Here is a 24,561-nt window from a genome sequence, read left to right on the forward strand (position 1 = left end):
TAAGGGTTCACCCAGTCTGCACTCGTACGTCATCGATTCAGACTCGCGCCCGTTGGTCCGTACCAAGTAGACCGGCTGTATGACGATGTCGGAGCTGCTGGTCAGCACCGCCCAATCCGGAACCGACGCCCCGCGTTACTCGCTGCTCGTGGCCAGGGACGACACGGAGATCCGGGCCGCTCAGCGGTTGCGGCACCAGGTGTTCGCCGAGGAGATGGGCGCCAGCCTGCACACCACCGAGCCCGGGCTGGACATCGATCGCTTCGACGAGTTCTGCGACCATCTGGTGGTGCGCGAGGACCTCACCGGGGAGATCGTCGGCACCTACCGGATGCTGCCGCCGGACCGGGCCTCCGCGGCCGGCACCCTCTACTCGGAGACCGAGTTCGACCTGACCGCGATCGCGCCGCTGCGCGGGGCGCTGGTCGAGACCGGCCGGTCGTGCGTGCACCGGGACCACCGCACCGGCGCCGTGGTGAGCCTGGTGTGGGCCGGCATCGGGCGGTACATGCTGCTGGCCGGGCACCGCTGGCTGGCCGGCTGCGCCTCGGTGCCGCTGTCCGACGGTGGATCGTTCGCCAACGGCGTGTGGAACCTGGTGCGGGCCAAGCACTACGCGCCGCCCGAGTACCGGGTCAGGCCGCTGCGGCCATGGCGGACCGGCGAGGTGGACCCGCCGCCCCGCCCGATCATCCCGCCGCTGCTCAGGGGCTACCTGCGGCTCGGCGCCTGGGTGTGCGGGCCGCCGGCCCACGACCCCGACTTCGGCGTCGCCGACCTGTTCGTGCTGCTCGACGTGCACGGCGTCGACCAGCGTTACCTTCGGTTCTTCCTGGGGGACGGGACAGTATGAGCCATGCCTGGATGCCCACCTCGCCGTGTGGGCCGCACTGCATCACCGGCGGCGAGCCGACCGTCGGGCGGCTGCGCGCCGCCGGCCGGCTGATCGCGGCGGCCGGGGTGGTGCTGCGCGCCCTCGCGGTCTCGCCGCTGATGCCGATCGTCGGCCGGCGCGGCCGGGCCTACGTGGCGCGCTGGTTCTTCCGCGCGGTGCTGCGCGCGTTCGGCATCCGGCTGGCGGTGTTCGGGGCGGCCCGGCTGCGGCCGGTCCCCGGCCGGGGTGCGCTCGTGGTCAACAACCACATCTCCTGGCTGGACATCGTCGCGATCAACGCGGCCCAGCCGATGCGCGCGCAGGCCAAGAGCGAGGTCAGGAGCTGGCCGGTGATCGGTCGGCTGGCCGACGCCGCGGGCACGGTCTACGTCGACCGCGAGCGGCTGCGCCTGCTGCCGGCGGCCGTGGCCGAGCTCGCCGAGGTGATGCGGGCCGGCTCGATGGTCAACGTCACCCCGGAGGGCACCAGCTGGTGCGGCCGGGCGTCCGGCCCGTTCCGCGCCGCGGCCTTCCAGGCGGCGATCGACGGCGGCGTGCCGGTGATCCCGATCGCCCTGCGCTTCCGGATGTCCGGCGGCCGGGAGACCACCGCCCCGGCCTTCATCGGCGACGAGACGCTGATCGACTCCATCCTCCGGGTGGCCCGGCTGCGCGGGCTGGTCATGGAGATGCACGTCCTCGACGAGCTGCCCCCCGGCCGCACCACAAGCCGCCGCGAGCTCGCCGCCCTGGCCGAGGCCTCCATCAGCTCCGCCCTCGGCCGCGTGCAGCTTCCCCGCCAGCGCCGCCTGCGCTCGGCCGTCCGCAAGGACACCCGCACCCCGGTCTCGCCGCACTAGTCCGCCGCACGGGCTGGACCTCCACCACGGTGGAGGTTGCACCATGATCTCGTGACGGTGACTGCGAACCCGGAATCCGCCAAGGCCACGGGGCCGAACCCGCTGTGGGGCGCGCAGATCCGCGCCACCACGGTCGGGATGGTGATGATTGTCACGGTGGCCGCGTTCGAGCACATGGGCGTGGGCACGGCGATGCCGCGGATGCTGGCCGACCTCAACGGCAACGCCTTGTACTCCTGGCCGTTCACCGCGTTCCTCGCGGCCAGCGTGACCGCCACGGTCCTGTCCGGGCGGCTGTCCGACCGGTTCGGGCCGGGGCCGGGGCTGCTGGTCGGGCCGAGCCTGCTGCTGGTCGGGCTGGTGGTCGCCGGGACGGCCGGCGGGATGCCGGTGCTGCTTGCCGGGCGGGTGCTGCAGGGGCTGGGTCTCGGCGCCGAGATCGTGGCGATCTACGTGCTGGTGGCGCTGGTGTACCCGGAGCGCGCCCGGCCCCGGGTGTTCGGGTTGATCGCCGCGGCCTGGGTGGTGCCGTCGCTGGTCGGCCCGACCGCGGCCGGCCTGATCACCGAGCACCTCGGCTGGCGGTGGGTCTTCCTGGGCCTTGTGCCGTTCGGCGTGCTCGGCGTCCTGCTGATCCTGCCGACCGTGCGCCGGCTGCCGGACCTCGACCCGTCGGCCCCGGCCGCGACCCCCCGGCGCGGGATCCCGCTGGCGGCGGTGGCCACCGGGTTCGGCGTCACGGCGCTGAGCTGGGCGGCGCAGCACCCGTCGCTCGGCACGCTCTGGCTGGGGCTGGCCGGGCTGGCCGCGCTGGTGCCGGCGCTGCGGGTGCTGCTGCCCCGCGGCACGCTCACCGCACGGCCGGGGCTGCCGGCGACGATCCTGTCCCGCGGCCTGTTCGCCGGGGCGTTCTTCGGGGTCGAGGCGTACGTCCCGCTGACCCTGGTGGCCGTGCACCACCATTCGCCGGCCATGGCCGGGCTGCCGCTGACGATCGGGGCGCTCGGCTGGGCCGGCGCGTCGCACTGGCAGGGCCGCCACCCGGACATCCCGCGGCCGGTGCTGATCCGGATCAGCTACGTGACGCTGGCCGCGGCCCTTGCCGCGATGACGCTGACCGCACCGAGCTGGGGACTGCCCTTGCTGGCCGCGCCGCTGTGGCTGGTCGCAGGCGCCGCGATGGGGCTGGCCATCCCGTCCATCGGGTTGCTCACCCTGGACTACGCCGCACCGCGCGAGCGCGGCTTCGCCTCCGCCGCGCTGCAGGTCTCCGACCTGACCACGGCGGCGATCACGATCGGCCTCGGCGGTGTGCTGCTCACCACGCTGGCCTCCGCGGCCCACCCCACGGCCGCGGTCATCGCCATCGACCTGCTGATGGCCGGTCTGGCCCTGCTCGGCGTGCTGGTGTTCCGCCCCGCCCGCGCCGCGGCGACCGACGTAGGGGACTGATATTCACCGACGCGGACTACTCTCGTGGGTTGATGACGTATCTGGACCACGCGGCCACGACGCCCATGGTCGCCGAGGCGGTGGCGGCGATGACCGGGGCGCTGCCGCTGTTGCGCAACGCCTCGTCCCTGCACGCCTCCGGCCGGCGGGCCCGGCGCGTCGTCGAGGAGGCCCGCGAGGAGATCGCCGCCGCGCTCGGCGCCCGCCCGTCCGAGGTGATCTTCACCGCCGGCGGCACGGAGAGCGACAACCTTGCCGTCAAGGGGATCTACTGGGCGAGGAAGGCCGGCGACCCGGCCCGCAACCGGGTGCTGGTCTCCGCGGTCGAGCACCACGCCGTGCTCGACGCCGCGCACTGGCTGGCCGAGCACGAGGGCGCCGAGCTGACCGTGCTGGAGGTGGACGGGTTCGGCCGGGTGCACCAGGACACGCTGCGCGCCGCGATCGCCGAGAACCCCGACGACGTGGCCCTGGTCAGCGTGATGTGGGCGAACAACGAGGTCGGCACCGTCAACCCGGTCCGCGAGCTGGCCACCACGTGCGCCGAGCACGAGATCCCGTTCCACACCGACGCGGTGCAGGCGGTCGGGGCGCTCCCGGTCGACTTCGCCGCGTCCGGGGTCAGCGCGCTGACGATGACCGGGCACAAGGTCGGCGGGCCGTACGGGGTCGGCGTGCTGCTGCTCGGCCGGGACGTGCCGTGCGCGCCGCTGCTGCACGGCGGCGGGCAGGAGCGCGACCTGCGCTCCGGAACCCTTGACGTGCCCGGGATCGTGGCGACGGCGGCCGCGGTGCGGGTCGCGGTCGAGCGGCGGGTGGAGCAGGCCGAGCTGCTGGCCGCCCTGCGCGACGAGCTGATCGACGCCGTGCGCGCCGCGGTCCCGGACGTCGAGCTCAACGGCGACCCAGGCCAGTCCGATGTGGACGGTGGACCGTCCAGGCTGCCGGGCAACGTGCACCTGACGTTCCCCGGCTGCGAGGGCGACAGCCTGCTGATGCTGTTGGACGCCAAGGGAATCGAGTGCTCCACCGGCTCCGCGTGCACCGCGGGCGTCGCCCAGCCCAGCCATGTGCTGCTGGCCATGGGGATGGACCAGGCCGCGGCGCGCGGATCGCTGCGGTTCTCGCTCGGGCACACCTCGACCCGCGCGGACGTGCGCGCGGTCGCCGACGTGATCGGCCCGGTGGTGGCAAGGGCCCGCAGCGCCGGGATGGCCGGCATGCGGCGCTCGGCCAAGCCGGGGATCGAGGTCTGATGCGGGTCCTCGCGGCGATGAGTGGCGGGGTCGACTCCGCGGTGGCGGCGGCCCGCGCGGTGGACGCCGGGCACGACGTGGTCGGGGTGCACCTCGCACTGTCCGCCAAGCCCGGCACGCTGCGCACCGGCGCCCGCGGGTGCTGCACGGTCGAGGACGCGCGCGACGCCCGGCGGGTCGCCGACATCCTCGGGATCCCGTTCTACGTCTGGGATTTCGCCGAACGGTTCACCGAGGACGTGGTCTCCGACTTCGTCGCCGAGTACGCCGCCGGCCGCACCCCCAACCCCTGCCTGAAGTGCAACGAGCGGATCAAGTTCGAGGCGCTGCTCGACAAGGCGCTCGCGCTGGGCTTCGACGCGGTGTGCACCGGGCACTACGCCCGGCTGTCCCTTGTGGATGGACAGCCGGAGCTGCGGCGCAGCGCGGACACCGCCAAGGACCAGTCCTACGTGCTGGCCTCGCTCACCGCGGATCAGCTCCGGCACGCGATGTTCCCGCTTGGCGCCTCGGTGAAGGGCGAGGTGCGGGCCGAGGCCGCGGTCCGCGGGCTCGCCGTCGCGGACAAGCCGGACAGCCACGACATCTGCTTCATCCCGGACGGCGACACCCGCGCGTTCCTGACCGAGCGGCTCGGCGAGCGGCCCGGCCGGCTCGTCGACTCGCAGACCGGCGCGGTGCTCGGCGTCCACACGGGAGTGCACGGGTTCACCGTCGGCCAGCGCCACGGGCTCGGCATCGACGCGCCGGCCCCCGACGGCCGGCCGCGCTACGTCCTGGCGCTCGAGCCGGTGTCCGGCACCGTCCACGTGGGACCGGCCGAGGCGCTGGCCGTGCGCGAGATCGCCGGCGAACGCCCGGTGTGGCCGTCGGGTGTGCCGCTGGCCGGCTCGGTGCGGTGCACCATCCAGGTGCGCGCGCACGGCGGCACGGCCGAAGCGGTCGCCTCGGTGGCCGGCGACGAGCTGGTCGTGCGGCTCGACGGCGGGCTGCGCGGCGTCGCCCCCGGCCAGGCCGTGGTGCTCTACCGCCCGGACGAAGCCGGCGACGTCGTGCTGGGCAGCGCCACCATCGCCCGCACCCGCTAAGCGCCCGTCTAAGCCAACAAACCGTCCGCCAGTTCAAGAAACCCGGGTTCGACCCCCGCTGAAGCCTGCTGATCGACAACTCAATGCGGCACCCCGACCATCGGACCTGGCCGGCTGTCGCATTACCAGGTCATGTACCGGTCAGGTTCCCGCCATCGCACACAGGTCGGACGTTCTCCGGTATGCACGTACTCCTCAACGGCGGCGCGAATCTGATCGACCGGGAGCACGGCATCGGCCGGAAAGTCGGCTGGTGCCTGGTCATCGAAGATCAGCACGGGCGCATCGGGCGACGGCTGCGGGTTCTCGGTGATCCACGCTCGATGGTCGTTGCCGCGGTAGTACAGCGCGCCCCAACTCTCGCGAACGGTTACCACGAGAACGGTCTCCGGCACCCAGCCACGCGGATATGGATCCGGGATGGCCTGCGCCCACACCACGCGCTGCGCTACACCCCCGCCGTCCACGAGCGCCGCGTCCACAAGCCGGTCGAACTCGTGGGCGGCGAAGACCTCGCGTCGGTAGGTGTCGCCGCCAAGCATGGTGGCAGCGCGTTCCACCATTGCCGTCATCGTGCCGTCCCCTCGTAGGTGGCCGAAGTCATGTGGCCGTCCTGGGCGGCCCACCACCACACCACCATTGTGCTACCCACCGGCAGGATTGCTGGAATAGCCGCGGTGCAAGGGTAGTCCTGGGGTGCTTCCTGGCCGCAGGGTCCACGCGTGTTGTTGATCACCGCGACGGCGTAGGTGATCTTGTTCTGCCGCATCCATACAGCGGCCTTCGTCTCGCTGTGCGAAGCCGCTGGATGCGGTGCCCGTGGGTTCGGTGGATGGGCAACACCTTGAGCGGCGCCGAGCAGGTTGACCGCTTCCTGCCACAGCGGATCGGGCTCGGCCTTGCTGCCTTCGCCGCTGATCAGCTTCCTTGTGGAGAAGCCTTCGGCAAAGAACCATCCCGTGGTCTTGTCGGCCGGCCGATGGGTTGCCGGGTCGGCTGGCCGCCATGCCGGGAGGTTGTCGTAGACGCCGCGCGCCCAGACCGCGTCGGACGCGGCAGCTTTGAGGTTGGGTGGGCAGCTGTCCGGGGTGGACGCTTCGGCGGCGGCCCATGCGGGTTTGATGTCGCAGGCGAGCCGGCCGCAGCTGACCATCCACCAGTTCAGCAGGAGTAGCACGGCGATGAGTGCCACGGCGAGCCCGGCGGCGGTGATCAGCAGCCGCATCGGGCTCAGCACGGACCTGGAGGACACCGGCGCAGGCTCCTGACCCTCGAGCATGGTGAGTAGTCAGGACGCTACTGTTCGCAGTCATATCGCGGCAATGGTCGTCCCTCATGTGGGTGAGGGTCGGTTAGCTCGTCCGGATCCAGCGCGAGCGCGGGGCAGTCGTACCCGGCCATCCGTCCACTGAGGACATTCCGAGGCGCTGGCGGTGCGCGAGATCGCCGGTGAGCGCCGGTCAGCGGTTGGGGTCGAGAACCAGCTTGCCGATGGTCCGGCGGGCCAGTAGGTCCTCGTGGGCCCGGCGCGCCTCGGCGAGCGGGTAGTCGCCGCCGGGGATCACCCGCAGGCTGCCGTCGGTCACCGCGGTGATCAGCTCAGTCATCGCCCGCTGCATGAGGCCCGGCTTGGTGAACGCGTGCGGCAGCCAGAACCCGGCCACCGTGCTGGAGTGGCCGAGCAGGTTCCGCGGGTCGATCGGCTTCGGCGCCTCCCGGCTGGCCATGCCGAAGAAGACCAACCGGCCCAACGGGGCGAGCGCCGCGATGCTCTGGTCGGTCACCCGCCCGCCGGTCATCTCCAGCACGACGTCGACCCGCCGGCCGCCGTTCGCCTCGCGGAGCGCGGCGGTGAGGTCCTCCGCGGCCGGATCGACCGCCACGTCCGCGCCCAGCTCGAGCGCCAGCTCACGCTTGCGCTCCGAGCTCGCCGCCGCGATCACCCGCCCGGCCCCCAGCGACCGCGCCAGCTGCACCGCGAGCGTGCCCACGCCGCCGGCCGCGGCATGCACCACGACCGACTCCCCCGGCTGCAGGTGCGCGCACTGCCGCAGCAGCATCCACGCCGTCGTCCCCTGAACGATCAACCCGAGCGCGCTGACGTCGTCGACGCTCTCGGGCACCTCGAACGCCCAGTCCTCCGGCGCCACCGCCCGCTGCGCGTACCCGCCGGCCCCGGCGAGCAGGGCCACCACCCGCCGCCCGTCCGCCGTCGTCCCCACGACCTCCCCGCCCGGGATGAACGGCAGGCTGACCGGCGCCAGATAGGAGTTGTCCGCGTTGTGCGTGTCGGCGTAGTTGACGCCGGCCCGCGACACGTCGATGAGCACCTGCCCCGGCTCCGGTTTCGGCTCGAGCACCTCCACCAGGTTGAGCACCTCGGGCCCGCCGAACTCGGTGATCTGAATAGCGCGCACGCACATCACCCTATGGCCACCGGGATCGCACCCGAATGGGTGTCCGTTAGCCTCTCCCGCGAAAACCGTTACGCCCTCGGTCGACTCGTCGACCTAGGTAAGTGAACCGACGTGACGACGATCTTGGGGTGACGATGGAGATACGCCTTCCGGCCGAAACGAAGGTCGGCGACGGCACAAGGGATCCGGCGAGCCGCGGCCGGGTTCCGGAGTTTCTCGGGCTTCCCGCCGATGTGCTGGTTCGGCACCGGGCCAGGCTGCTCGACCCCTCGACCGCCGTCGTGGGACCGAGCGGTCGCCGAGTGGAGTCCACCGTGTACCGAGCGGACACGCTGTTGCTCCCGTTGCGACAGGCGCTGCTGCCGGATGTGATCGAGCGGTACAACAAGGCGTTGGAGCCGCTGGGCTTCGAGCTCAAGGTCGTCCTGCCGGACACGCCGACGTGGTGCAAGGCGCGCGACCGGCTCAGCCCCGACCTCCAGATTCCGATCCTGCTGCTGTCGCGTGAGGACAGGCTGTCCGATCGCGCGCCCGACCCGTGGGCGGCGCTGGTCGCGCTGCGCCGTTCGATGGCCGGATTCGACGCCGCGGAAGCGGACGTCGACGTGATCGAGTTGGAGCACCTCGTGGCCGCCGCGGCCGTGGAGGTCGGCGGGGCCCCGTTCGGCAACGGCTCGGTGGCGTCGCCGTTCGGCAACGGATCCTTCGGGATGCCGTTCGGCAACGGCAGCGCGGGCCTGTCGCTGGCGACCGGAGCGCGCAACCCGGTGCGGGTGTTCGTGCCGGAGCCCAAGCGCTGCGGTGATCCCAAGCAGCTTCCGGCCGGCCGGCGCCCGGTCGTGGCGGTGCTCGACACCGGCATCGGAGACCACCCGTGGCTCACCCTCGCGCCGGCCGACCCGGACCCGGTGATCGAGGTCTCCGAGGAGTTCCAGACGCTGCTGTCCGACCAGGAGGCCGCGGTCGCACTGGCCAGTGGCGCGCCCGAGCCGCCGCGGCTGACGCCGTTCGAGGAGCGCGACGTGATCCAGCCGCTGCTCGGGCTGACCGACTCGGTCGCCGGGCACGGCACGTTCGTGGCCGGGCTGGTGTTCCAGAACTGCCCCGACGCGCGCATCCTGTCGCTGCGGGTGCTGCACACCGACGGGATCGGCTCCGACGCCTCGGTGCTGCTGGCGCTGGAATGGCTGCACGACCGGCACAAGGCCGCGCTGACCGACAACCGCCCCGAGGAGCTGATCGACGTCGTGTCGCTGTCGCTGGGGTTCTACCCCGAGGCCAGCAACCAGCTGATCAGCAGCCGGCTGGCCAGGGCCGTCAAGAAGCTGACCGATCTCGGCGTCGCCGTGGTGGCCGCCGCCGGCAACGACGCCACCACCCGGCCGTTCGTGCCGGCCGCCATGGCGCTCAACACCGACGGCTCCAACAACGGCAACGAGCTGCTCGTCGCGGTCGGCGCGCTCAACGCGTCCGGCCGGACCGTCGCGGCGTTCTCCAACGAGGGCGACTGGGTCACCTGCTGGGCGCCCGGCAACGCCGTGGTCAGCACCGTGCCGCTGTGGGAGGGCGCCGAGGGTCCGGACGTGGTGGTTCCCGACCCGGACGCCGAGCTGGAGGCGGAGCCGGCGTCGGGCAACGGGCAGAAGCGGCCACGGACCGGTCCGGACAACGACGACTTGAGGACCGGGTTCGCCGTATGGGCCGGCACGTCCTTCGCCACGCCGGTGGTGGCCGGCATCCTGGCCGGATGCCTTGCCGACCGGCCGGACGGGAAGACCGACGAGGAGCGCTTCGAGCGGGCGAGGGCCGCGCTGGCCGAGACGAGGGCGAAGCTGGCCGAAAACAAGTGGCACAACTGATCTCCAGGCCCGCGTCGGACCGCGCCGCGCAGCCCGTAACGTACTGAGCATGTCGGATGGGCGCAGCTCGCGAGACGCGGCCCGCGAGCAGGTCCTCCGGCAGGCGGCAGCGCTGCGCGGGCGGGCCCGCGACGCGACCTACGCGTACAGCTTCGCCGAGGCGCGCCGGCTGCTTCGGGAGGCGCTTGCCGTGCTCGACACGCTGGACGCGTCCGGCGACGTCGAGCTGACCGCGTTGCGGGTGTACGTGCTGGTCAGCCTCGCATACGCGGAGACGGAGGGCGGGCCGATCGCGGTCGGGCTCGAGCATCTCGACGCCGCGGACGCGTTGCTGGCGACCATTCCGGACGGTGCGCGGCGCACCGAGCTGGCCGGCGCCGTGCTGCAGCAGCGCGGGTTCCTGCTGATCAGGGCCGGTCGCATCGACGACGGCCTCGAGGAGCTCGACGTCGCCGCGCAGTGGCTGGAAAGCGGGCTGGCCAGCGGGTTCGGCGATCCCAACGTGCTGGCCAGCCTGTACCTCAACCAGAGCCTTGCCCACATCGGACGGGCCCAGCCTCGGCTTGCCGCCCGCGCCCTCGAGCGCTGCATCGAGCTGTGCGACCAGCACGAGGTGCACCCGATCATCGGCATCAAGGCGCGGCACAACCTCGGCTACGTCGCCTACATGACCGGGGACATGCCGACCGCGTTGCGGTACTACGAGGACACCGCTCGCAGCTGCCAGACCCGCGCGCCCGGGATGCTTCCCGTGGTGCGGCTGGACCAGGCGCGGGCGCTGCTGGCGGCCGGGCTGGTGGAGAACGCGGCCCGGCATCTGGACGAGGCGCTGCCGTTGCTGCGCAGGCGGCGGGCCGGGCAGGACGTCGCCGAGGCCGAGGTGACCAGGGCCGCGGCGGCGTTGCTCGAGGGCGACGTGCGGCGGGCCGCGCGGCTGGCGCGGTCGGCGGAGCGGCGCTTCACCCGGCGCGGCAACACCAGATGGGCGGCCATCGCCGCGCTCGCCGAGCTGCGCGCCGCCACGGTGGCCGCGCTCGGCGCCCGCCGGATCCCGGAGTCGTTGCCCACCAAGGCGGTCAAGCTGTCCGAGCACCTGCGCGCGCTGATGCTGGAGGACGAGACCGAGCTGGCGCTGATGCTGGCCGTGCGGCTGGAGATCGCGCGGGGCGAGCCGGCCGCGGCCGCCCTGCTGCTCGACCAGGTGCGGCGTCCACGTGCGACGTCCCCTGTGGACCATCGGATGCTGCGCCGGCTGTGCCGGGCGGAGTTGGCCGTGGCGGAGGGAAATCCGCGGGCCGCGCTGGCCGAGGCGCGGGCCGGGCTGGCCGAGCTGGGCCGGGCCAGGGACCGGATGGGTGGCCTCGAGCTGGTGTGCGGCACCGCGATCCACGGTCAGGAGCTCGGCGAGCTGGGCACCCGGCTGGTGCTGCAGGCCGGTCGCACCAACGTCCGGCAGCTGTTCGGCTGGCTGGAGCGCACCAGGGCGCAGGTGTACCGCTATGAGCCGATGCCGACGATCGACGACCCGGTGCTGGCCGAGAAGGTCGACGAGCTGCGCTCGAAGCGCCGGGCGGTGCAGCTGGAACGTGTGGCCGGGCGGCCGGCGCGGCGCCAGGCCCGCCAGGTGGCCATGCTGGAGCGGGAGATCGTGAGCCAGGGCTGGTACGCCACCCCGTGGGGCCGGCCGAAACCGGTGGCCACCTTCGCCGACGTGGCGTCGGCGCTCGGCGACCGGGCGCTGATCACGTTCGCGACCTCCGGTGACGAGCTGGTCGCCGTCGTGGCCACCGCGTCGAGGGCCCGGCTGGTCCGCCTCGGCTCGGCGAGCCTGGCCGGTGAGTGGGCCGCCCGGCTGCACGCCGACCTCGACGCGCTGGCGCCGGACAGCCTGCCCGGCGCGATGGCCGCGGTGGTGGCCAGATCGGCCAGCCGCACCGCCGACGCCCTTGACGCGCAGCTGGTCCGCCCGTTGCACGGCCTGCTCGACCGCAGCGTCCGCACCGCCGCCCGCGCGCTGGACACTCAGCTCGTCCGTCCACTGTCGACACTCACCGGCGGCCGCGAGCTGATCGTCGTGCCCACCGGCGCGCTCTACGCCGTACCGTGGGGCAGCCTCCCGTCGCTGGCCGGCTGCCCCGTCGTGGTCGCGCCCTCGGCCACCGCCTGGCTGGCCGCCGAACGAGGCGAGCACCACGGCGACCGGGTCGTGCTCGCCCGCGGCCCGCTGCTCACCGAGGCCATCGCCGAAGAGGGTCCACTTCGGACAATCTACCCGAACTCCGTGCGGCTGAGCGGAACCGCCGCCACCGTGTCGACCGTGTTGGACGCCCTCGACGGCGCCGGCATCGCCCACCTCGCCGCGCACGGCGCGCACGAGCCCACCAACGCCCTGTTCTCCCGCCTCGAGCTGGCCGACGGCCCGCTGTTCGCCCACGAGCTGTCCCGCCTGCGCGAGCCACCCCGGCAGGTCGTGCTCGCCGCGTGCGAGCTGGCCATGAACCACATCCGCCCCGGCGACGAGGCCCTCGGCTTCGCCGGCGCCCTGCTGGCCGGCGGCGTCCGCACGGTCGTCGCCGCCATCAGCCGCGTCGGCGACCTCGCCGCCGCCACCGCCATGGTCGACTACCACACCAGCGTCGCCGCCGGCACCCGCCCCGCCGTCGCCCTCGCCGAAGCCATCGCCGCCGACCCCTTCCGCCGCCCGTTCATCTGCCTGGGTGCCGGATGAACTCGAACAGCCTGGTGTCGCGGCGGTAGAGCAGGGCCGGACCGGTCAGCCGGTTGGCGCCCACCGTCGAGGAGGAATCCGGGTCGGGGTGGAAGGCCAGCTCCTCGAACCCGTTGTCGGCGAACCACTCCCGGATCGCCGGTGTCAGGTCGGGGGGCTCGCGGTGGCGGGTCCAGATCACGGTGGCGCCCGGCGCGCAGAGGCGGGGCAGCTCGGTGATCGTGTGGCGGATGTCCTCGTCGGAGATGTTGCCGAACACGCCGCAGACCAAAGCCAGGTGGACGGGGACCACGCCGTCGTAGGCGGCGGTGAGCCCGGCGTCGCCGGTGACGACCTCGACGCCCGCGGGAGCGGCTTTCCTTGCCAGCGCGGCGTTGCGGGGGTCCAGCTCGACGAGCCGGGCCCGCACGTCGCCCCGGCGCGGGTGGTCGGTGAGCACGCCGAGCAGGTCGCGGCCCTGCCCGGCGCACATGCTGAGCACGCGGATCGGGCCGGGCGGCCGGCCGTCCAACGCCTGCCGAATGTGGCGCTGCACCACCATGAGCCGGCGCCGCAACGATGATCCGGGTTCGTCGTATTCCTCGTGCCAGGCCACCCAGTCCACGGCCCGACGGTACCCGGTCAGGGCAGGATCAGGTTGACGTCGCCGAACTCGTGCCAGAGGTAGCCGGCCGAGATGGCCTCGGTGTAGGTGTGGTCGAGCAGCCGGGGGCCGGCGATCGTGGTCAGCATGTCCACATGGGAGGCTTGCGCTTCGTGGAAACCGGTCAGCAGGCCGTCGGTCACCCGTACCCCTCGACCGGGTGTCACGATCAGGTCGGTCCAGCCGTTGGCCGGGTGGACGAGACCGTCCGCGCCGGCCGCGGTTTCCAGGGCGCGCACCGCCGTGGTGCCGATCGCGATGATCCGGCCGCCGGCCGCCCTGGCCTGGTTGACCACTCTGGCGCTGTGCGCGCTCACGGCGAACGGCTCGGGATAGGGGCGCTCGTGGGCCTCCGGTGAGGCGACGCCGGTGTGCAGCAGCACCGGGGCGAACTGGATGCCGGCCGAGACCAGGCGGCTGACCATGCGGTCGGTGAACGGCCGGGAGGCGCTCGGCATCTCCGCGCTGCCCGGGGTGGTGCCGAACACCGTCCGGTAGTACGACAGCGGCCAGCGCCGGTGGACGTAGGAGTACCGGATCGGCGCGCCGAACGCGTCGAGGTACGGGCGAACGGCCGTGTCGAGGGTGGCGATCCAGAGGCGTCCGGCCGAGTAGGGCTCGCGCAGGGTCACGGTGGCACCGCCGACCAGCGGGTAGCTGTCGCCCGCGGCGGCGTCGCCGAACGGCTCGGTGGCCTTCGCGGTGTTGCGGCGCGGCTCGACCAGCCAGGAGCCGTCCGGCTGCTCGGTGGAGAAGTGCACGGTGAGCTCGCCGCCGGTGACGCCCACCGCGGCCGGCAGGGTGGCCGAGGTGTTCACCACCAGCACGTCCCCCGGTGCCAGCAGGCCGGGCAGATCGGTGAACCGGTGGTGGCGCACGGTGTCACTCGACCGGTGGCCGACGAGCAGCCGCACGCGGTCGCGGCTCAGCCCGCGCGCCTCGGGCGGCTCGTGCGCCTCAAGCTCGGCCGGCAGGGTGAACTCCAGCGCGGTCATGCCCGCGCCGGCACGGCGAGGTCGGTCAGCCGCACGCGGCCCGAGTCAGGGCGGGTGCATACCAGGTGGAGGAACGCCGGGACGACGGTCTGCGGCAGCGGGCGGTCGCTGATGTCCTCGCCGGGGAAGGCCTCCTGGTGCATCCGGGTGCGCAGGTCGCCGGGGTCCACCCACCACACCCGGACGTCCGGCTCCTCCGCCGCGAGCACCCGGCTGGCCTGCTCGATCGCGGCCTTCGCCGAGCCGTAGCCGCCCCAACCTTCGTAGCCCTCGACGGCGGCGTCCGAGGTGATGTTGACGATCGACCCGGACTTCTCGCGCAGCGCCGGCAGCGCCCACTGGATGAGCCCGAGCGGGCCGATCACGTTGACCTCGTACACCTCACGCAGCGCCTCGAGGGGGTAGTCGGCCAGCCGCGGCTGCGGGCTCGGGCCGAGGATGCCGGCGTTGTTCACCAGCAGGTCCGCGCCGCCGAGCTCGTCGGCGGCGGCCACGAGGGCCGCCCGGTGCGCGGGGTCGGTGACGTCGCCGGGCAGGGCGCGGACGTCGCCGAGGACCGCGGCCGCGCGGCTCAGCGCCGCCGCGCCGCGGGCATCGACGACGAGCCTCCACCCCGCCTCGGCCAGGCCCTGCGCCAAGGCAAGGCCCAATCCCCTTGACGCTCCGGTGATGATCGCGACAGGCATCGCGTGCGCACCTCCGTTCCTCTGCTGTCGACGCTAGGTTCGCCGCCCGCCGCCGCCATCGGGCCGCGGGCCGGACCGGCCTCGGACTTTGGACCTAGGACCGCGGCCCGATCCCGAACCGCCGCCGGCTGGGTACCGTGGCCGTGTGACCGGAATCGAGCGCGACGAGCTGCGCGAGGTGAGCGCCGCGGTGCTGGCGGTCACCTCCCATCTGTCCGTTCGGGACGTGTTGCAGACGATCCTCACCACCGCGCGGCGGCTGCTCGACGCCCGGTACGCCGCGCTCGGCGTGCCGGACAACAAGGGCTCGTTCCGGGAGTTCCTCGCCGACGGGATCAGCGACGAGCAGTGGGCGGCGATCGGCCCGGTGCCCCGTCAGCACGGCCTGCTCGGGCTGATGCTGTGCGACCCGAACCCGGTGCGGCTGGCCGACATCCGCGACCACCCGAAGTTCGGCTGGTGGCCGGCGGCGCATCCGGAGCTGACCGACTTCCTCGGTATGCCCATTGTGGACGGTGAGGAGATCCTGGGCGAGCTGTTCCTGGCCAACAGCCGCCGCCCCGGCGGGTTCACCGCCGCCGACGAGGAGCTGCTCCGCCTGCTCGCCGCGCACGCCGCCATCGCGCTGGTCAACGCCCGGCTCTACGAGCGCAGCCGCGAGCTGTCCATTGTGGAGGAACGCAATCGGATCGCCCGGGAGCTGCACGACGCGGTCACCCAGAAGCTGTTCAGCCTGCGGCTGACCGCCGACGCCGCGGCCTCGTTGCTGCGCGAGGATCCGGACCGGGCCGGCGCGGTGCTTGACGGCGTGCGCAAGCTGGCCGCGGAGGCCACCGAGGAGCTCCGCGCGATCGTGGTCGGCCAGCGCCCGGTCGACCTCACCGGCGACGATCTGAGCGTGGCCCTGCGCAAGCAGGTCGACCTGCTCGACCGGGTGCACGACGCCGAGGTGCGGTTCGCCGGCCGGTGCGTGCCCCGCCTGTCCGACGACCGGCTGGAGGGCGTCTACCGGGTCGCGCAGGAGGCCATGCACAACGCGCTGCGGCACGCCGAGGCCGGCCGGATCGACGTAAACCTGCTGTGCCGCAACGGATACGTGGTGCTCGAGGTCACCGACGACGGCCGCGGCTTCGATCCGCTCGCCGCCGGCGAGGCCACCCGCCGGCTTGGCCTGGCCTCGATGCGCGAGCGGGCCCGCACGCTCAGCGGCCAGCTCACCGTGACGTCGAGCCCCGGCGCCGGAACGACGGTGCGGTTGGCGGTGCCGACCGATGCCTGAGCCGATCCGCGTGCTCCTCGTCGACGACCATCCCGTTGTCCGGCAAGGGCTTCGCACGTTCCTGGACCTGCAGGGCGACATCACCGTGGTGGGCGAGGCGGCCGACGGCTCCGCCGGGGTCGCCGCGGCCGAGGAGCTGCGCCCCGACGTGGTCCTGCTCGACCTGCGCATGCCCGGCTCCGACGGCCTTGACGCGCTGCACGGCCTGCGCGAGCGCGGCAACCCGGCCCGGGTGCTGGTGATCACCAGCTTCACCGAGCCGGCCGCGGTGCTGCCGGCGGTGCGCGCCGGCGCGTCCGGCTACGTCTACAAGGACGTCGACCCGCCCGCCCTGGCCGCGGCGATCCGGTCGGTGCACGCCGGGCACGTGCTGCTGCACCCGGACGTGGCCCGCCTGCTCGCCGCAGGCGAGGCCCAGCCGGCCGGCACGGCGCTGACCGCGCGGGAGCGGGAGGTGCTCGCCGAGGTCGCCCGCGGCCGGTCCAACCGGGAGATCGCCCGCGCCCTTTCCCTGTCGGAGAAGACGGTCAAGACGCACGTGAGCGCGATCCTGTCGAAGCTGGGGGTGCAGGACCGGACCCAGGCGGCGCTGGCGGCGGTGCGGACCGGACTCGTGGCGGGCTGAGCGCCCCACCCCCATCATCACGTTCACGGTGAAGGACAGGTTAATATTCGTTGTCAGATCGGGTTAGCATCACTGCATGTTCGATCTGGGCAGGTTGCGCGTGCTGGCGGCGGTGGCCGATCAGGGCACGCTGGCCGCGGCCGCCGACGTGCTGCACCTGACGCCGTCCGCGGTGTCCCAGCAGATGGCCAAGCTCGAGCGGGAGGCGCGCTGCCGGCTCATCGAGCGGCACGGTCGCCGCGCCCGGCTCACCGAGGAGGGCGAGCTGCTGGCCAAGCACGCGCGCCGGATTCTCGGCGCCGTCGCCGAAGCGGAGTCCGATTTGGACGAACGGCGCGGTCAGGTGCTCGGCGAGCTGTCCGTCGGCGCCTTTCCCACCGCGGCAAGGGGTCTGCTCCCCGACGTGCTGGTGACGATGGCAACGCGTTATCCCAGGCTGCGAATCCGCTTGCAGGAAACCGAGTCCTACGAGGCAATGTCCAAAGTGTCCCGTGGTGATCTCGACGTGGTGGTGAACGCCGACTGGGCCACCGTCCCGCTGCCGGTCCCGGATCGCGTGTGCAAGACCGACATCGGCGCCGATCCCGCCGACCTCGCGCTGCCCGCCGCGCACCCGCTTGCCGATCGCCCCCGGCTGTCCCTCGAGCAGCTCACCGACGAGACCTGGGTCGCCTCCACCGTCGGCACGATCTGCTACGAGTGGCTCACGTCCACGCTGCGCAACGCCGGCCACGAGCCGCGGATCTCCCACCAGGCGGCCGAGTTCCCCACCCAGCTGGCCCTGGTCTCGGCCGGCCTCGGGGTCGCCCTCATGCCCCGCCTCGCCGGCGACTTCGTCCCCCCGGACGTCCGGCTGATCCCCGTCGATCCCACCATCTCCCGGCGCGTCTTCGCCGTCTGGCGCGAGGAAACCACCCGCCGCCCGTCCGTCCAGGCGTTCCTCACCACCCTGCGCGAGGCCTGGGCCCTGCGCGGCTAGGCCGGGCTCCAGTCCGTGTTCGATCCACTGAGGACGATGCAGGGGAGGTCGCCGGGGATGCGACCGGCGAGCCAGGCGGCGAAGCCGGCGGCCGCGGCGGGCTCGACGGCCAGCCGGAACTCCTCCCACAACCGGTCGCGGGCGGCCAGGATCTCCGCGTCGTCGACGAGCACCGAGCGCACTCCGGAGTCCCGCAGCACGGCGAACGGGATGCCGCCGACCCGGGTGGCGCCGAGCGCCGACGCGGCCACCGAGTCCACAGTGGAGTCGACGGGTTCGCCGGCGGTGAGCGCGTGATGCAGGCAGGCGCACCCGGTCGGCTCGACCGCCACGACCGCGCGACCGCCCGAGCCGAGCACGGTGCCCGCGGCCAGCCCGCCCCCGCCGACCCCGACCACGAGGGTGTCCACGTCGGGAACCTGCTCGGTGACCTCCAGCGCGCAGGTGCCCTGCCCGGCCACCACGAGCGGATCGTCGTACGCCGGCACGCACCGGCCGCCGATCGCCGCCGCCTCGGCCAGCGCGGCGGCGACCGCCTCGGCGTAGATCGCGCCGTGCCGCACCAGCCGCGCGCCGGCCGCCTCGATCCGGCGGGCCTTGCCGTCCGGCACGGTCACCGGCACGAACACCGTCGCCGGGCGCCCAAGCAGCCCGGCCGCGGTGGCCACCGCGAGGCCGTGGTTGCCGCCCGACGCCGTGACCACGTGCTCCGGCCCGTCCCCGCCGACCACGGCGTTGACCGCGCCGCGCAGCTTGAACGAGCCGGTCCGCTGCAGGTGCTCGAGCTTGAGCACGACCGGGCGGCCGTCCACGGACGCCCGCAGCACCGGGGTTCGGCGGACGTAGGGCGCCACCCGCCGCGCGGCGCCGGCCACGTCGGCCGGGGTGAGCATGATCGTCGAGGTGGTCATGAGCCAGACTAACCCCGTGTCGACCATGCCCTGGCCCACCGGCGCCGCGACCGGGATCGGCTCGATGCCCGGCGCCGATCCCGCCGAGGCCGCCGCCGTCGTCGTCGGTGAGCTGCCCGACCTGCCGCACCTGCCCGAGCTGCCGGCCCGCGGCCTCGGCGCGGACCTGATCGGCCGGGCCGCCGCGCTGCTGATCGACCTGGCGATCGAGGTGGTCCCGTCGGGCTACCGGGTGACCGCCCGGCCCGGCGCCGACCACCGGCGCGCGGTCGACCTGATGCGCTGGGACCTCGACGCGTTCGCCGACGCGGTCGACCTTGCCGCACCGGCCGCGGTCAAGGTGCAGGTCGCCGGGCCGTGGACGCTGGCGGCCGGCATCGAGCTGCCCCGCGGCCACCGGGTGCTCACCGATCGCGGCGCGCTGCACGACTTCACCGAGTCGCTGGCCGAGGGGCTCACCGGGCACGTCGACGAGCTGAGCCGGCGGACCGGCCACCCGGTGGTCGTCCAGCTCGACGAGCCGTCGCTGCCGACCATCCTGGCCGGGGCGCTGTCCACCCCGTCGGGGCTCGGCACCGTGCCCGCCGTGCCGGAGTCGGACGCGCGGGAGATCCTCGAGCGGATGGTGACCGCGGCCAGGGCGGCGACCGGCCAGCCGGTGATCGTGCACTGCTGCGCCACCCGGCCTCCGGTCGGCCTGTTGCGATCGGCCGGCGCGGACGCGATCGCGCTGGACGCCACGCTGCTGGACGGGGCGCCGGCCGCGCTGGCCGACGAGATCGGCGAGGCCTGGGACGCCGGCGCCGTGTTCCTGCTCGGCGTGCTGCCGACCGTCGACCCGGCCGCCCCGCCGAGCCTGGCCGACGCCGCCGGGCCGGCGCTGCGCCTGGTGGACCGGCTGGGGTTCCCAAGAACCCTGCTGGCCGAGCGGGCCGTCCCGACCCCGGCGTGCGGCCTTGCCGGCGCGACCGCGGGCTGGGCCAAGCGCGCCCTTGAGCTGTGCCGCGACGTCGGGAAGGCGTTCGTGGAGCCGCCGGAGAGCTGGTGACTCACTCTCCGGTGGCGCCGTCGAGCCGTTCGCGGAACAGGTCCGCGTGGCCGTTGTGCCGGGCGTACTCCTCGATCATGTGCAGCATGATCCAGCGCAGCGACACGATCTCCCCGTGCCGGGTCGTGGCGGTCGCGTCCAGCGACGGCGCCGCGGCGAGGATCTGCCGGGACCGCTCACACTCCGCCCGCCAGGTGGCGAACGCCTCGTCCGCGTCGGCCTCGTCGACGTTGTCGAAGTCGCCGTCCGGATCGTCGTCGGAGTAGTAGATCCGCGGCGCCTCCTCGCCGGCGAAGGTGCGCTGGAACCAACCGCGCTCCACATCGGCCAGATGCCGCACCAGTCCGAGCAGGGACATCGTGGACGGGGGAACCGGCCGCTCACGCAGCTGCGCCGCGGTCAGGCCGGCGCACTTCCAGGCCAGGGTGGCCCGGTGGTAGTCCAGGAAGGACGCCAGGCTGGTGCGTTCGTCCGCCTGTCCCGGCGGGTCGGTTCGCTCAACGGTCATACGCGCATTCCTACCGGATCAGCCCGACACCGGCCGGCAGCCGGGCGTCGGCGAGGAAGCGCACCAGCTTTTCCCGGAAGGCGCGGGCCGCGCTGGTCGGGGGTGCGTCGGTGCGGTGGGCCAGCGCCACGGTCCGGCGCAGGCCCGGGGCGGCCAGCGCGGTGCCGTGCAGCCGGGTCCGGCCGGGCAGCACCATGCTGGGCACCACCGCGACGCCGAGCCCGGCCTCCACGAAGCGCAGCACGGCGTCCATCTCCCCGCCGTCGACGGCGATCGTGGGCTCGAAGCCGGCCCGCCGGCAGGCCTGCAGGGTGGTCTCGCGCAGGTCGTAGCCCTCCCGGAACATCACCATCGGGGTGTGCCGCAGCGCGGTGAGCCGGACCGGGCCGCGAGCGAGGGCGTGCGCTCCACCGGCCGCCGACGCCACCGACAGCTGCTCGCGCAGGATCGGCGTCACGGTGAGCGCCGGGTCCGCACCCTGCGGCGGCATGATGATCAGCGCCAGGTCCAGCTCGCCGCCGATGAGCGCGCGGGTCAGGTCCCGCGACCCGCTTTCCTGGACCACCAACTGGATTCCCGGGTAGGTGTCGTGGAACCGGCGCAGCACGTCGGCCAGGATGCCGACGCACAGGCTCGGGGTGGCGCCGAGCCGCACCCGCCCGCGGCGCAGTCCGGCCAGCTCGGCCACCTCCAGCCGCGCCGTATCCACATCGGACAGAATGCGCCGGGCCACCGGCAGCAGCGCCTCGCCGGCCGGGGTGAGCGTGACGTTGCCCCGCGCCCGGCTGAACAGCGGGGCGCCGAGCTCGCTCTCCAGCGCGTGGATCTGTTTGGACAGCGACGGTTGCGCCACGTGGGTCCGCTCGGCCGCCTTGGTGAAGTGCCGCGTCTCGGCGACCGCGACGAAGTAGACCAGCTGCTGGAGGGTCATAGCTGCAGGCTATCGTGACGAGCCGAACGATATATTGGACGACTCGACGGGTCGGCTCCTACCGTTGCCTTCGTGGTGCTCATGGTGCGGACGACGGTCGGCAGGAAGGCCGTCATGGCGGTCACCGGGATCGTGCTCCTCGGCTACGTCACCGTGCACATGCTGGCCAACCTCAAGGTGTTCTTCGGCGCGGGCTCGCTGGACGGGTACGGCCGCTGGCTGCGCGAGCTGCTCGAGCCGGTGTTCGGCTACGAGGGCGTCCTGTGGCTGATGCGCTCGGTGCTGGTGGCGTGTGTCGTGCTGCACCTGGTCGCGGCCACCCAGCTGGCGCGGGCGGGCCGGCGGGCGGCCGGGCGGTACCAGACCCGGATCAGGATCCAGGGCAGCTACGCGGCGCGCACCATGCGCTGGGGCGGCGTGATCATCGCGTTGTTCGTCGTCTACCACCTGCTCGACCTGACCGCCGGCGTGCTCAACCCGCACGGCGTCTCCGGCGAGATCTACCGCAACGTGACCGCCGACTTCCAGCGCTGGTACGTGGTGCTCGCCTACACCGTCGCCGTGCTCGCGCTCGGTTTCCACTTGCGGCACGGCGTGTGGAGCGCGCTGCGCAGCCTCGGTGCGACCGCCGTGGCGCACTCGTTCGCGCTCGGCTACGCGGTGGTGATCACCGTCGGCTTCCTTTCCGTGCCCTACGCCGTCCTCTTCGGAATGTTGCGATGATCTCCTACGACATCGGCGAGCCGATCGCCGACACCAAGGCGCCCGATGGTCCACTTGAGACTCGCTGGGAGCGCAGGCGGTTCGCCACCCGGCTGGTGAACCCGGCCAACCGCCGCCGGCTGACGATCGCGGTGGTGGGCACCGGCCTTGCCGGGGCGTCGGCCGGCGCCAGCCTGGCCGAGCTCGGCTACCGGGTGCTTTCCTTCTGCTACCAGGACAGCCCGCGCCGGGCGCACAGCATCGCCGCGCAGGGTGGGATCAACGCGGCCAAGAACTACCGCAACGACGGCGACAGCGTCTACCGGTTGTTCTACGACACGGTCAAGGGCGGCGACTTCCGCTCCCGGGAGTCCAATGTGTACCGGCTGGCCGAGCTGAGCCTGCAGATCATCGACCAGTGCGTGGCGCAGGGCGTGCCGTTCGCGCGCGAGTACGGCGGGCTGCTCGACACCCGCTCGTTCGGCGGCGCGCAGGTCTCACGGACCTTCTACGCGCGCGGCCAGACCGGCCAGCAGCTGCTGCTCGGCGCGTACCAGGCGCTGGCCCGCCAGATCCACGCCGGCCGGGTGACCATGCGCCCGCGCACCGAGCTGCTGGACGTGATCGTCGCCGGCGGCCGGGCCCGCGGCGTCGTGGTCCGCGACCTGGTGACGGGCCGGATCTCCAGCCATGTGGCCGACGCCGTTGTGCTGGCCACCGGCGGCTACGGCAACGTCTTCTACCTGTCCACCAACGCCAAGGGCTGCAACGCCACCGCGATCTGGCGGGCGCACCGGCGCGGCGCGCTGTTCGCCAACCCGTGCTACACCCAGATCCATCCCACCTGCATCCCGGTCAGCGGCGACCACCAGTCGAAGCTGACGCTGATGAGCGAGTCGCTGCGCAACGACGGCCGGGTGTGGGTGCCGAAGGCGGCCGGGGACCGCCGCGCGCCGGAGGCGATCCCGGAGGACGAGCGGGACTACTTCCTCGAGCGGCTCTACCCCGGCTTCGGCAACCTGGTGCCGCGCGACATCGCCTCGCGCGCGGCCAAGAACGTGTGCGACGCCGGCCGCGGCGTCGGCCCCGGCGGGTTGGGGGTCTACCTGGACTTCGCCGACGCGATCGGCCGGCTCGGGACGGCCGTGGTCGACGAGCGGTACGGCAACCTTTTCCAGATGTACCAACGCATCACCGGCGAGGACCCGTACCGCTCGCCGATGCGGATCTACCCGGCGGTGCACTACACCATGGGCGGGCTGTGGGTCGACTACGACCTGCAGAGCACCGTTCCCGGGCTGTTCGTGATCGGCGAGGCCAACTTCTCCGACCACGGCGCGAACCGGCTCGGCGCGAGCGCGCTCATGCAGGGCCTTGCCGACGGATACTTCGTGCTGCCGGCCACGATCGGCGACTACCTCGCCGACGCTCCTTTCGGGACGGTCGACGACGCCACCGTGGACGAGGTGGAGCGCGGCGTGCGCGACCGGGTGCACCGGCTGCTGTCGGTGAACGGAGATCGCAGCGTGGACTCGTTCCACCGGGAGCTCGGCCGGCTCATGTGGGACCACTGCGGGATGGAGCGCTCCGCGGAGGGGTTGCGCAAGGCGCTGGACCGGATCCCCGAGCTGCGCGCGGAGTTCTGGCGCAACGTGCGGGTTCCGGGTGACGGCGAGGGGCTCAACCAGTCACTTGAGAAGGCCGGGCGGGTGGCCGACTTCCTCGAGCTGGCCGAGCTGATGTGCCTGGACGCGTTGCACCGCACGGAATCCTGCGGCGCCCACTTCCGGGTGGAGAGCCAGACCCCGGCCGGTGACGCGCTGCGCGACGACGACAACTTCGGCTACGTGGCCGCGTGGGAGCACACCGGCAGGGAACCGGTGCTGCATGCCGAGTGGCTGCGTTTCGAGGCGGTCAGCCCGAGCCGGCGGAGCTACACGTGAGGTACACGCTGCGGATCTGGCGGCAGCCAGGGCCGGGTTCGGCCGGGCGGCTGGTGCCGTACGTGATCGACGGTGTCACCGAGGACATGTCGTTCCTGGAGATGCTCGACGTCCTCAACGAGCGGCTGACCGCCGAGGGCGCGGAGCCGGTGGCCTTCGACCACGACTGCCGCGAGGGGATCTGCGGCGCGTGCGGCATGATGATCAACGGCGTTGCGCACGGGCCGGAGCGCGCCACCACCACGTGCCAGCTGCACATGCGGCACTTCGACCCGAACGTGCCGATCGTCGTCGAGCCGTGGCGGGCCCGGCCGTTCCCGGTGCTCAAGGACCTGGTGGTGGACCGCTCCGCGCTGGACCGGATCATCGAGGCCGGTGGCTACATCACCGCCCCGACCGGCAGCGCCCCGGACGCGCACGCCGTCGGCGTGCCCAAGGCCGACGCGGACGCGGCGTTCGAGGCGGCCGCCTGCATCGGGTGCGGGGCCTGCGTCGCGGCCTGCCCGAACGGCTCGGCGTCGCTGTTCACCGCGGCCAAGGTGACCCACCTCGGCCTGCTGCCCCAGGGCCAAGCCGAGCGCGACACCCGGGCCGTGGACATGCTCGCCGCCCAGGACGCGCTCGGCTTCGGCGGCTGCTCCCTGACCGGCGAGTGCACGGCCGCCTGTCCCAAGGAGATCCCGCTCGAGGCCATCGCCCGGCTCAACCGCGACGTGCTCCGGGCGTCGGTGTCGGCGCGGCGGCGTAAGGTCTCCAAGTGATCTAAAGCCACCTGGG

Annotated in this window: 23 protein-coding genes; 14 read left to right on the forward strand and 9 right to left on the reverse strand. The window is 73.2% G+C overall.

The features are described 5' to 3' along the window. Positions 1-79 precede the first annotated feature (79 nt). From VGX25_RS22215 to mnmA, 5 genes are read left to right on the forward strand one after another with little or no spacing between them, the layout of a single operon-like run. On the forward strand, positions 80-853 hold the full coding sequence (locus VGX25_RS22215) for a GNAT family N-acetyltransferase (protein WP_326919792.1): 774 nt from the start codon (positions 80-82) through the stop codon (positions 851-853). Beyond that, positions 850-1,734, forward strand: coding sequence for a lysophospholipid acyltransferase family protein (locus tag VGX25_RS22220; protein ID WP_326919793.1), 885 nt, complete (start codon positions 850-852; stop codon positions 1,732-1,734). Before VGX25_RS22215 ends, VGX25_RS22220 begins: the two co-directional genes overlap by 4 nt. 51 nt (positions 1,735-1,785) lie before the next feature. After that, positions 1,786-3,186 carry an MFS transporter gene (locus tag VGX25_RS22225; RefSeq protein WP_326919794.1) on the forward strand — a complete coding sequence of 467 codons (1,401 nt, stop codon included), beginning with the start codon at positions 1,786-1,788 and terminating at the stop codon, positions 3,184-3,186. Positions 3,187-3,218: 32 nt separating this feature from the next. Further along, a complete protein-coding gene (locus tag VGX25_RS22230; RefSeq protein ID WP_326919795.1) occupies positions 3,219-4,442 on the forward strand; it encodes a cysteine desulfurase family protein in 1,224 nt (407 codons plus the stop codon). Beyond that, on the forward strand, positions 4,442-5,530 hold the full coding sequence (gene mnmA, locus VGX25_RS22235) for a tRNA 2-thiouridine(34) synthase MnmA (RefSeq protein ID WP_326919796.1): 1,089 nt from the start codon (positions 4,442-4,444) through the stop codon (positions 5,528-5,530). Before VGX25_RS22230 ends, mnmA begins: the two co-directional genes overlap by 1 nt. Before the next feature lie 122 nt (positions 5,531-5,652). Here mnmA and VGX25_RS22240 read toward each other — a convergent pair whose 3' ends face one another. From VGX25_RS22240 to VGX25_RS22250, 3 genes are all read right to left on the reverse strand, one after another. Next, positions 5,653-6,102, reverse strand: a complete 450-nt coding sequence (locus tag VGX25_RS22240; RefSeq protein WP_326919797.1) for an Imm1 family immunity protein — start codon at positions 6,100-6,102, stop codon at positions 5,653-5,655. Further along, positions 6,099-6,755: a DddA-like double-stranded DNA deaminase toxin gene (locus tag VGX25_RS22245; protein ID WP_326919798.1), complete on the reverse strand. Its 657-nt coding sequence runs from the start codon at positions 6,753-6,755 to the stop codon at positions 6,099-6,101. Before VGX25_RS22245 ends, VGX25_RS22240 begins: the two co-directional genes overlap by 4 nt. A 235-nt stretch (positions 6,756-6,990) precedes the next feature. Beyond that, positions 6,991-7,947, reverse strand: a complete 957-nt coding sequence (locus tag VGX25_RS22250) for an NADPH:quinone oxidoreductase family protein (protein ID WP_326919799.1) — start codon at positions 7,945-7,947, stop codon at positions 6,991-6,993. Between the two features lie 134 nt (positions 7,948-8,081). Between VGX25_RS22250 and VGX25_RS22255 the strand changes: the two genes are divergently transcribed. Both VGX25_RS22255 and VGX25_RS22260 read left to right on the forward strand, forming a co-directional pair. Continuing rightward, the gene (locus VGX25_RS22255; protein ID WP_326919833.1) at positions 8,082-9,806 is read left to right on the forward strand and encodes a S8 family peptidase; all 1,725 of its coding nucleotides are present in this window, start codon (positions 8,082-8,084) and stop codon (positions 9,804-9,806) included. A 49-nt stretch (positions 9,807-9,855) separates the two neighbouring features. After that, positions 9,856-12,534 (forward strand): CHAT domain-containing protein, encoded by a 2,679-nt coding sequence (locus VGX25_RS22260; protein ID WP_326919800.1) that lies wholly within the window; start codon positions 9,856-9,858, stop codon positions 12,532-12,534. Here VGX25_RS22260 and VGX25_RS22265 read toward each other — a convergent pair. Genes VGX25_RS22265 through VGX25_RS22275 form a run of 3 tightly spaced genes read right to left on the reverse strand, consistent with a single transcriptional unit; the run spans position 12,512 to position 14,858 of the window. Beyond that, the gene (locus tag VGX25_RS22265; RefSeq protein ID WP_326919801.1) at positions 12,512-13,138 is read right to left on the reverse strand and encodes a hypothetical protein; all 627 of its coding nucleotides are present in this window, start codon (positions 13,136-13,138) and stop codon (positions 12,512-12,514) included. The two genes, VGX25_RS22260 and VGX25_RS22265, sit on opposite strands and share 23 nt — an antisense overlap. Before the next feature lie 17 nt (positions 13,139-13,155). Then, positions 13,156-14,172 (reverse strand): S-adenosylmethionine:tRNA ribosyltransferase-isomerase, encoded by a 1,017-nt coding sequence (locus VGX25_RS22270; protein WP_326919802.1) that lies wholly within the window; start codon positions 14,170-14,172, stop codon positions 13,156-13,158. Beyond that, positions 14,169-14,858, reverse strand: a complete 690-nt coding sequence (locus VGX25_RS22275) for an SDR family oxidoreductase (protein ID WP_326919803.1) — start codon at positions 14,856-14,858, stop codon at positions 14,169-14,171. The genes VGX25_RS22270 and VGX25_RS22275 overlap by 4 nt, the downstream gene beginning before the upstream one ends. Positions 14,859-15,003: 145 nt before the next feature. On the opposite strand from VGX25_RS22275, the gene VGX25_RS22280 reads away from it, so the two are divergent. The 3 genes from VGX25_RS22280 to VGX25_RS22290 all read left to right on the forward strand — a co-directional run bounded on the left by VGX25_RS22280 (position 15,004) and on the right by VGX25_RS22290 (position 17,741). After that, positions 15,004-16,137, forward strand: a complete 1,134-nt coding sequence (locus VGX25_RS22280; RefSeq protein ID WP_326919804.1) for a GAF domain-containing sensor histidine kinase — start codon at positions 15,004-15,006, stop codon at positions 16,135-16,137. Then, the gene (locus VGX25_RS22285) at positions 16,130-16,762 is read left to right on the forward strand and encodes a response regulator transcription factor (protein WP_326919805.1); all 633 of its coding nucleotides are present in this window, start codon (positions 16,130-16,132) and stop codon (positions 16,760-16,762) included. Before VGX25_RS22280 ends, VGX25_RS22285 begins: the two co-directional genes overlap by 8 nt. Positions 16,763-16,838: 76 nt before the next feature. Then, positions 16,839-17,741, forward strand: coding sequence for a LysR family transcriptional regulator (locus VGX25_RS22290; RefSeq protein ID WP_326919806.1), 903 nt, complete (start codon positions 16,839-16,841; stop codon positions 17,739-17,741). Here the strand turns inward: VGX25_RS22290 and VGX25_RS22295 are convergent. Next, positions 17,738-18,634, reverse strand: a complete 897-nt coding sequence (locus VGX25_RS22295) for a serine/threonine dehydratase (protein ID WP_414635916.1) — start codon at positions 18,632-18,634, stop codon at positions 17,738-17,740. The two genes, VGX25_RS22290 and VGX25_RS22295, sit on opposite strands and share 4 nt — an antisense overlap. A 34-nt stretch (positions 18,635-18,668) precedes the next feature. Between VGX25_RS22295 and VGX25_RS22300 the strand changes: the two genes are divergently transcribed. After that, positions 18,669-19,700, forward strand: a complete 1,032-nt coding sequence (locus tag VGX25_RS22300) for a methionine synthase (RefSeq protein WP_326919808.1) — start codon at positions 18,669-18,671, stop codon at positions 19,698-19,700. Between the two features lies 1 nt (position 19,701). Here the strand turns inward: VGX25_RS22300 and VGX25_RS22305 are convergent, their stop codons facing one another. Then, on the reverse strand, positions 19,702-20,208 hold the full coding sequence (locus VGX25_RS22305) for a DinB family protein (protein WP_326919809.1): 507 nt from the start codon (positions 20,206-20,208) through the stop codon (positions 19,702-19,704). 10 nt (positions 20,209-20,218) lie between these two features. Beyond that, positions 20,219-21,139, reverse strand: a complete 921-nt coding sequence (locus VGX25_RS22310) for a LysR family transcriptional regulator (protein WP_326919810.1) — start codon at positions 21,137-21,139, stop codon at positions 20,219-20,221. A gap of 81 nt (positions 21,140-21,220) precedes the next feature. Between VGX25_RS22310 and VGX25_RS22315 the strand changes: the two genes are divergently transcribed. Genes VGX25_RS22315 through VGX25_RS22325 form a run of 3 tightly spaced genes read left to right on the forward strand, consistent with a single transcriptional unit; the run spans position 21,221 to position 24,545 of the window. Next, entirely contained in the window at positions 21,221-21,862 is a 642-nt protein-coding gene (locus VGX25_RS22315) for a succinate dehydrogenase cytochrome b subunit (protein WP_326919834.1), read from the forward strand. Next, positions 21,859-23,784, forward strand: a complete 1,926-nt coding sequence (locus tag VGX25_RS22320; protein ID WP_326919811.1) for a fumarate reductase/succinate dehydrogenase flavoprotein subunit — start codon at positions 21,859-21,861, stop codon at positions 23,782-23,784. Before VGX25_RS22315 ends, VGX25_RS22320 begins: the two co-directional genes overlap by 4 nt. Continuing rightward, positions 23,781-24,545 carry a succinate dehydrogenase/fumarate reductase iron-sulfur subunit gene (locus tag VGX25_RS22325; protein ID WP_326919812.1) on the forward strand — a complete coding sequence of 255 codons (765 nt, stop codon included), beginning with the start codon at positions 23,781-23,783 and terminating at the stop codon, positions 24,543-24,545. The genes VGX25_RS22320 and VGX25_RS22325 overlap by 4 nt, the downstream gene beginning before the upstream one ends. The last annotated feature ends 16 nt before the right edge of the window (positions 24,546-24,561 follow it).

This window comes from Actinophytocola sp., assembly GCF_035942955.1.
Lineage (GTDB): Bacteria > Actinomycetota > Actinomycetes > Mycobacteriales > Pseudonocardiaceae > DASYTH01.